Here is a 7,000-nt window from a genome sequence, read left to right on the forward strand (position 1 = left end):
TAACTCCCGTGTTAGAAGCGTGCGTACTGATAACAATATTGTGTGGTTTTTTTGGCATCATCCTCAAAAAAAACCTGGTAATGAAAATTGTCTCTATGGATGTGATGAGTACAGGTGTGATTGCCTTTTATGTACTAATTGCATCACGACAAGGCTTATTTACTCCCATTATTTCCGATGTAAAAAACATTGCTTATGCCGATCCTGTTCCCCAAGCAGTGATATTAACAGCGATAGTTATCGGGTTTTCCATTCAGGCTTTGATGCTGGTTGGTGTGATGAAATTAGCACGGGATAACCCCACATTGGAAAGCAACGAGATTGAAAGAAATAATACACCATGAATACCATTACACTAGCTTGGATTGCTACCCCATTTATTCTAGGATTCATGATTTTTCTAGTCCCCAAACTGAACCGACATTTGACATTGTGGGGGACTATTGCTTCTGCTGCTTATGGGTTGCAGCTATTTATCGAACCATCACCTATCACCCTGAATTTACTAGATAGCTTCGGTATCACATTGGTAGCCGATGAGTTAAGCGGTTACTTTATTTTAACAAATGCCCTGGTAACGGCTGCTGTTGCCCTCTACTGCTGGCGCAGTGATAAAACGGCTTTTTTCTATGCCCAGATGATTATTGTGCATGGTAGCCTCAATGCTGCCTTTATCTGTGCCGATTTCATTAGTTTATATGTGGCTTTAGAGGTCAGCGGTATTGCGGCTTTTCTGTTGATTGCTTATCCCCGTAGCGATCGCTCAATTTGGGTAGGTTTACGGTATCTCTTTGTTAGCAATACTGCAATGTTATTTTATCTAGTAGGTGCAGTATTAGTTTATCAAACACATCATTCCTTTAATTTTGCCGGGTTAAAAGGATCACCCCCGGAAGCACTAGCACTAATTTTTCTGGGATTATTCATCAAAGCGGGGATTTTTGTCTCCGGTTTATGGCTACCTTTAACTCATTCTGAATCAGAAACCCCAGTTTCCGCATTGATGTCAGGAATTGTCGTTAAAGCCAGTGTTTTGCCTTTATTACGTACTGCATTAGTTTCCGAAGAAATTGATATTATAGTCAGAATTTTTGGTGTGGGAACAGCTTTGATGGGTGTATCCTATGCCATGTTAGAAAAAGATACTAAGCGAATGTTGGCGTTTCACACAATTTCCCAATTAGGCTTTATTCTCGCTGCACCGGCTGTAGGTGGATTTTATGCCCTCACCCATGGATTAGTCAAATCATCTTTATTTTTGATTGCGGGTTCTTTACCCAGTCGCAATTTTAAAGAACTGCAAAATAAACCCATTAATACTACTATTTGGATAGCCTTAGCGATCGCTAGTTTATCAATTTCTGGCTTGCCTTTGTTGTCAGGTTTTGAGGCAAAAGTATTAACGACGAAAAATTTAGAATCTTGGCAATTTATACTGATGAATATTGCCGCAGTTGGTACAGCCATATCTTTTGCTAAATTTATTTTTCTCCCCCATGTAAAAGCAGAAGAACAAAAAACAAAATCCGGTTTTTGGATATCAGTAATCTTTTTAATTACTGGATTATTTGTGGCAAATATTATCTATCTTCCAGCTTATGAAATCACTAATATTACAAAAGCGATCGCAACTATCGCTGTAGGTTGGTTAGGATATCATTTCATTTTGAAAAAGTTATCCATATCTCTACCTCGTGTATTTGAAGAATTTGAGCATTTAGTTGGTGTCATGAGTTTAACTTTAATCCTATTATTTTGGATGGCTTTCCCATGATTGGACATCTCATATTAAGACTGTCAATTTGGTTATTACTCACTGCTAATGTGAGTTTAACAAATATTATCATCGGTGTAATTATTGCCTTACTTTTACCACGTGGTAAGTCATCACCAGAAAAATTAAAATCTTGGTTAAAGGTAATAATTAAAATCTTTGTTGCGATTCCGGTCGCTTTCATAGAGGCATTTGAAATTATCTTCCGTCCCCATAATCAAGAAGAAATTATCATGGAAAAAGTCAAACTCAACAGATCACCATTATTGGTTTTTATTGATATATTTCTGATTACCTTTACACCCAAAACCATCGTCATGAAATACCACGAAGAAGGATGGTATGAAGTCCACCACATTAAACCCAAGAGAAAACAATCATGAAACTAGAAATAGTCTTAATGGCAATGATTTTAGCTTTACTCATTCCCATCTATGAAGCTTGGAAAAGTGATGATACCTGGCAGAAAATGTTAGCTTTTGGCAGCATTTCTAGTAAAGTAGCCATCATGATTCTCGTAATTTCCGTTTTGCGAGATGATTGGATGATTGGTGTAGTTGCAGCAATTATGTTGAGTGTAGGAAATGCCGCATTAATGTTATTAGCACATATTCTCAGAAGATTAGGTGAAGTATGATTAACCTTCTTAGTTATACCTGCATAGGTATCGGCATAGTTTTCTGGTTTTGGGGAACTTCTCATTTAGTCAGCAACAGATCAGTATTATTCAAATTACATGGACTTTCTGTTGCGGATACGTTAGGTTCAATGATGATTATTGTCGGACTATTATTGAAAATACCCAGTGAATGGCCACTACTTATTCTTGGCATTATTTCCTTAGCAATTTGGAATACTATGCTGGGTTATGTATTAGCATACTGTTCAACAGAAGAGGCAAACAATGAATGATACTTATCTCTATTTAATTATTGCTTTATTACCTTTAACTGCGGGGATGTTAGTAACTCAAACTAACCCCTATCATGCCTTAATACTTCGTGGGGTACTCGGTGCAGTTGCAGCAATGGTAGATGCAGTTTTAGGTGCAGCAGATGTGGCTTTAACAGAAGCATTAATGGGAACGATGCTATCAATTACCCTCTATGCAATTGCAGTTCGTTCATCTTTAGTGTTACGTCTTGGTGTCATGGAAAATCAGTCAATAGAAAAAAATCAGGATAGCAATTTTCAACAACTGATAAACGATTTCCGCAGCATTTTTAATGAACATTATTTACGTCTAGAACTCGTACCTTATCCTACTAAAGAAACCTTACAACAGGCATTAATAGAAAAAGAAATTCATGCTAGTTGTGTGCAATTAGAAAAAAGTGAGCAAGCACAGGAAACATACCAAACTGTAATTAGAGTGGAACGCATCTATAACATTATGGAAAGTAAACTTTTATCACCGAAAACAACTTTACAATATTTCAATATTTTAGATTCAGGAGCGCAAAATTTATGAAATTAGTTTACATTTTAGCCGGAATAGCTTTATTTGTGAAAATGCTGATTATGCCTAATTCCGAACTAAATTTACCAGATATTTCCATTGTGGAAACAGTGGTTAAAGAAAGTGGTGTTCCCAATGCAGTATCAGGGATTATTTTCAGAAATCGGCTATATGATACAATCTTTGAAGTTATTGTCTTCACTATTGCTATTCTCGGAGCTAATTTTTTACTAGCTAATGAAAAACCATCTTGCAGCATCTATCAATTCAAAGATCAACCATCCATCATTTTAGCTCGTCTAGGGGCGACAATTGCGGCATTAGTGGGCATTGAATTAGCAATTAGGGGACATTTGAGTCCGGGGGGTGGTTTTGCGGCTGGAGTGGCTGGAGGAACAGCAATCGGACTCATAGCAATTACCTCATCATACCAATGGATGCAGGACATTTACCAACGTTGGCACGCTGCTATTTGGGAAAAGATTTCGGTGTTAGTCTTTATTGTTTTATCAGTGATAACTTTGTCGGGATTTGAGTTACCACACGGTGAGTTAGGAATGCTTTTTAGTGGCGGAATTTTGCCAATATTAAATATCTTAGTTGCTGTTAAAGTTGCATTAGGTTCTTGGGCTGTGATTTTGATTTTTATTCGTTATCGGGGTTTGTTGTAAAAGGCAGGAATTTAAGAACATAGAAATTACACTTAGCTTATGTTCAACTGTTATCAGTAGAAATAATCAAAAATAGGTTTTAAATCAATGCAGATAAAAACTTTCGTTTGCATCATAATTATCCCAAATTGATTCTTTTTCCTGCTTTTTCTTGCTTTCTTCCTCCTGACTTCTTCTATAATGCAATAGTAGATTCTGTTTCTTCCTCAATTTCATAACCACAAGCTAATCTTTCTACCGCACCGTCAATCAAATCTAAACCTTGTTGAACAGTTTCCATTAAACTTAATTTACCTCGTAAATCAGCAGCACCAGCAAAACCTTTAGCATACCAAGTCATGTGTTTCCGAGCTTGACGTACCCCCCTATCTCCCTTATATTCCCATAAAGCAAAAAGATGTTCTCTGGCACATTCTAAACGTTGAATGGGGTTAGGTTGTGGTAATAATTCTCCAGTTTTCAAGAAATGATCAACCTCACCAACTAAAAACGGATAACCCAAAGTTCCACGAGAACACATTACCCCATCTGCGCCAGTTTGTTCTAAACATTTTACCGCAGCTTCCACAGAGAAAATATCCCCATTACCAATTACAGGAATTGATAAAATTTCCTTGACTTTTTTTATCCATTCCCACCGCGCATTACCATTGTAACCTTGAGCGCGAGTCCGTCCATGCACAGTAATCATTTTTGCTCCCGCGTCTTCCATTCTTTTCGCAAAATCAAGAATAGTAATTTCATGATCATTCCAACCAATGCGGGTTTTCACAGTCACGGGAACATCTACAGCTTTGACAACTTCTCGCACAATTGCTTCCGCAATTTCTGGTTGACGTAATAAAGAAGAACCACCACCATTTTTAGTAATTTTATTCACAGGACATCCCATATTAATATCAATCGTATCCGCACCTTCAGCCACTGCTTTTATGGCTGCTTCCGCGAGAAAATCGGGACGACAATCAAATAATTGAATACTAATTGGACGTTCATTAGGATCTACTTCCATAATGATTGGTAACTGCTTAACGTAATGCAAACCCGTAGCATTTACCATTTCTGTATACACCATAGATTCTGGCGCATAACGACGCACCAAACGCCGAAATACCAAATCAGTCACCCCGGACAAAGGAGACTGTAAAACCCGGCTTTTAACCTCAAATGAGCCAATTTTTAAAGGAGTGGAAAGTCTAGCTTGAAGTTCGGGAGAAAGGTAAATCATGGTTAGAATTAAAAATACAATCGTTAATTGGGGAATCGAAGGCTGACAAGGGTTAGTTAATGGAAATGTGGATTCTTAACTCAGTAAATCCTAGATGGACATAAAATAAGATGAGCATAAAAAATAACGAAAATAAAGACCGTCTTCTTGTCTCTTACCTCTTATGTGGGGCTGGTTTTTTGGGAATAAACGGTTTACATCGGTTATATAATGGCAAAACCGCTACTGGTTTATTATGGCTATTTACCTGCGGTTTATTTTACATGGGGCAAATCTATGATTTATTAATCATACCGAATATGGTTGACGAATATGAGCAGAATTTGCGGTTAAAAGCAGGTTTATCACCTCTGGGTATACCCATGAATGAACGGATATTTATTTCCCAAGTCCAGAAACCAACTGATAAACCACTGATTGTTAAACTGATAGAAGCCGCAGAGGCTAATGGTGGTAGTTTAACTGTAATTCAAGGTGTTAGGGCTACGGGATCTGGTATTGTGGAAGTGGAAACTATACTCAGAGAAATGCTGCAATCAGATCATCTCAGAATAGGTAACGACCCCATTTCTGGAGTCGTTACTTATTATTTTGATGAATTGTAAAGTTCTAATTTCTACCTAGCCACTTTTGTCCATTCAAGCGGTACACTAGCCGAGATACCAACAATTCTAGGGTAGTTTTGCGCTCATCAATTAGAAATGATTCCAAGGTACTGGGTTTTTTACCTTCATTACAGGAAAATCCCTTTTTACCTTGAATATTTTCTTCAGGGAAATATACATTAAACTGGCGTTGTCCCCCTTGCCAAGAACCAATAACTTGCCAACATTCTTCCGCCGAGTTAAAACCAATAATAGAATACTTCTGCTTGGCAAAAGTCAGCTTTACATCTGGCACACCTTCTTTAGTAATTGCCTCTTGCAACGCTGGGAGGTAATGCTGCTGCATAAACTCTTCAAAAGGCTTATCTTCCAATGCTGGGGGTTTTTCCTTTTTGGCAGCTTTAGTCTCTGCTGGGGGCTTTTCTGGGACGGTTGCAGCAGGATTAGAAGCTACATCTCCCGCTTGATTTTGATTAGTTTCTTCTGCCATTGCTCATTTTGGGGTAGTCAGTTATTTTTATTTTGACATACCAGAGCATAGCTACAGCTATTTAGATATAAAATAAGATTTTAAGAGTAATTAACCGCAGATTAACGCAGATTAGCGCAGATAAAGACGGATGAATTAATAAGTTTCATGATTCTGTGCAGCTTGGCCTATCATTGGGATAAAATCGTTTAAATAGTAACTTTTCACGAAGTATGTTGGATAAAATGGGTAATGGGTAATTTGGGACTTTTAAAATCCCATACCCTCCAGCGATATTTCAACCACCTGCAACAGCGGGAACAATACTCACTTCATCTTTATCCTCAAGTGGTGTTTCTGTATTTTGTAAAAATCGAATATCTTCGCTGTTGACATAGAAATTTAAGAACCGTAAAGGCTCTCCGTCTGGCTTCCGCAAACGCCCCTTAATAGAAGGATAGCTTGTTTCTAAGTAATCAAACAATTCAGAAATATTACTACCACTACATTCTAAGACAGCTTGATTTTCTGTAAACTTTTGTAGAACTGTGGGAACTAAAACTTTGACAGCCATTGTTTAAACGTTAATTGTTAGTGAGTGATTTGGTTGGTAGGGGTTTAGCACTGCTAAACCCCTACTACAATTAATTGGTATTGACACTCTGCGGTCTAAAGACACGCAGATTCTTTAAGACTTGCTTAAAAAGGATAGTCAATTATCCTCCTAGACGCTCAAGGCAACTACCAGTACGACAGGTATTGCAATTGCGCTTACTTTTGATTTTTTTTGCTGC

Annotated in this window: 11 protein-coding genes; 8 read left to right on the forward strand and 3 right to left on the reverse strand. The window is 37.7% G+C overall.

Translation table 11 applies throughout. The features are described from left to right. The first annotated feature begins 8 nt into the window (after window positions 1-8). The 7 genes from PN450_RS19540 to PN450_RS19570 are packed head-to-tail and all read left to right on the forward strand — an operon-like array spanning window position 9 to window position 3,904. Window positions 9-344 carry a cation:proton antiporter subunit C gene (locus PN450_RS19540; protein WP_148760096.1) on the forward strand — a complete coding sequence of 112 codons (336 nt, stop codon included), beginning with the start codon at window positions 9-11 and terminating at the stop codon, window positions 342-344. Further along, entirely contained in the window at window positions 341-1,774 is a 1,434-nt protein-coding gene (locus PN450_RS19545) for a cation:proton antiporter (protein ID WP_271837274.1), read from the forward strand. The genes PN450_RS19540 and PN450_RS19545 overlap by 4 nt, the downstream gene beginning before the upstream one ends. Continuing rightward, a complete protein-coding gene (locus tag PN450_RS19550; protein ID WP_271837275.1) occupies window positions 1,771-2,157 on the forward strand; it encodes a Na+/H+ antiporter subunit E in 387 nt (128 codons plus the stop codon). The genes PN450_RS19545 and PN450_RS19550 overlap by 4 nt, the downstream gene beginning before the upstream one ends. Continuing rightward, a complete protein-coding gene (locus tag PN450_RS19555) occupies window positions 2,154-2,411 on the forward strand; it encodes a hypothetical protein (RefSeq protein WP_271837276.1) in 258 nt (85 codons plus the stop codon). The genes PN450_RS19550 and PN450_RS19555 overlap by 4 nt, the downstream gene beginning before the upstream one ends. Then, window positions 2,408-2,686, forward strand: coding sequence for a monovalent cation/H(+) antiporter subunit G (locus PN450_RS19560; protein ID WP_271837277.1), 279 nt, complete (start codon window positions 2,408-2,410; stop codon window positions 2,684-2,686). The genes PN450_RS19555 and PN450_RS19560 overlap by 4 nt, the downstream gene beginning before the upstream one ends. Next, window positions 2,679-3,245 (forward strand): DUF4040 domain-containing protein, encoded by a 567-nt coding sequence (locus PN450_RS19565; protein WP_271837278.1) that lies wholly within the window; start codon window positions 2,679-2,681, stop codon window positions 3,243-3,245. Before PN450_RS19560 ends, PN450_RS19565 begins: the two co-directional genes overlap by 8 nt. Beyond that, window positions 3,242-3,904 (forward strand): Na(+)/H(+) antiporter subunit B, encoded by a 663-nt coding sequence (locus PN450_RS19570; RefSeq protein ID WP_148760108.1) that lies wholly within the window; start codon window positions 3,242-3,244, stop codon window positions 3,902-3,904. The genes PN450_RS19565 and PN450_RS19570 overlap by 4 nt, the downstream gene beginning before the upstream one ends. Window positions 3,905-4,079: 175 nt before the next feature. Here PN450_RS19570 and dusB read toward each other — a convergent pair whose 3' ends face one another. Further along, window positions 4,080-5,132 (reverse strand): tRNA dihydrouridine synthase DusB, encoded by a 1,053-nt coding sequence (gene dusB / locus PN450_RS19575; RefSeq protein ID WP_271837279.1) that lies wholly within the window; start codon window positions 5,130-5,132, stop codon window positions 4,080-4,082. 110 nt (window positions 5,133-5,242) lie between these two features. Between dusB and PN450_RS19580 the strand changes: the two genes are divergently transcribed. Continuing rightward, window positions 5,243-5,737: a TM2 domain-containing protein gene (locus PN450_RS19580; protein ID WP_148760112.1), complete on the forward strand. Its 495-nt coding sequence runs from the start codon at window positions 5,243-5,245 to the stop codon at window positions 5,735-5,737. A gap of 4 nt (window positions 5,738-5,741) precedes the next feature. On the opposite strand, the gene PN450_RS19585 is transcribed toward PN450_RS19580, so the two are convergent. Then, window positions 5,742-6,227: a DUF2996 domain-containing protein gene (locus PN450_RS19585; RefSeq protein ID WP_271837280.1), complete on the reverse strand. Its 486-nt coding sequence runs from the start codon at window positions 6,225-6,227 to the stop codon at window positions 5,742-5,744. A 277-nt stretch (window positions 6,228-6,504) separates the two neighbouring features. Further along, window positions 6,505-6,780, reverse strand: a complete 276-nt coding sequence (locus tag PN450_RS19590) for a MoaD/ThiS family protein (protein WP_148760115.1) — start codon at window positions 6,778-6,780, stop codon at window positions 6,505-6,507. Window positions 6,781-7,000 lie beyond the last annotated feature (220 nt).

This window comes from Dolichospermum lemmermannii CS-548 (assembly GCF_028330815.1).
GTDB lineage: Bacteria > Cyanobacteriota > Cyanobacteriia > Cyanobacteriales > Nostocaceae > Dolichospermum > Dolichospermum lemmermannii.

Bases quoted from the DNA above. Each gene is read 5' to 3' on its own strand.
- PN450_RS19580 (WP_148760112.1), top strand. From the start codon at position 5,243: ATGAGCATAAAAAATAACGAAAATAAAGACCGTCTTCTTGTCTCTTAC.
- PN450_RS19545 (WP_271837274.1), top strand. From the start codon at position 341: ATGAATACCATTACACTAGCTTGGATTGCTACCCCATTTATTCTAGGA.
- PN450_RS19560 (WP_271837277.1), top strand. From the start codon at position 2,408: ATGATTAACCTTCTTAGTTATACCTGCATAGGTATCGGCATAGTTTTC.
- PN450_RS19555 (WP_271837276.1), top strand. From the start codon at position 2,154: ATGAAACTAGAAATAGTCTTAATGGCAATGATTTTAGCTTTACTCATT.
- PN450_RS19565 (WP_271837278.1), top strand. From the start codon at position 2,679: ATGAATGATACTTATCTCTATTTAATTATTGCTTTATTACCTTTAACT.
- PN450_RS19550 (WP_271837275.1), top strand. From the start codon at position 1,771: ATGATTGGACATCTCATATTAAGACTGTCAATTTGGTTATTACTCACT.
- PN450_RS19570 (WP_148760108.1), top strand. From the start codon at position 3,242: ATGAAATTAGTTTACATTTTAGCCGGAATAGCTTTATTTGTGAAAATG.
- dusB (WP_271837279.1), bottom strand. From the start codon at position 5,132: ATGATTTACCTTTCTCCCGAACTTCAAGCTAGACTTTCCACTCCTTTA.
- PN450_RS19590 (WP_148760115.1), bottom strand. From the start codon at position 6,780: ATGGCTGTCAAAGTTTTAGTTCCCACAGTTCTACAAAAGTTTACAGAA.
- PN450_RS19585 (WP_271837280.1), bottom strand. From the start codon at position 6,227: ATGGCAGAAGAAACTAATCAAAATCAAGCGGGAGATGTAGCTTCTAAT.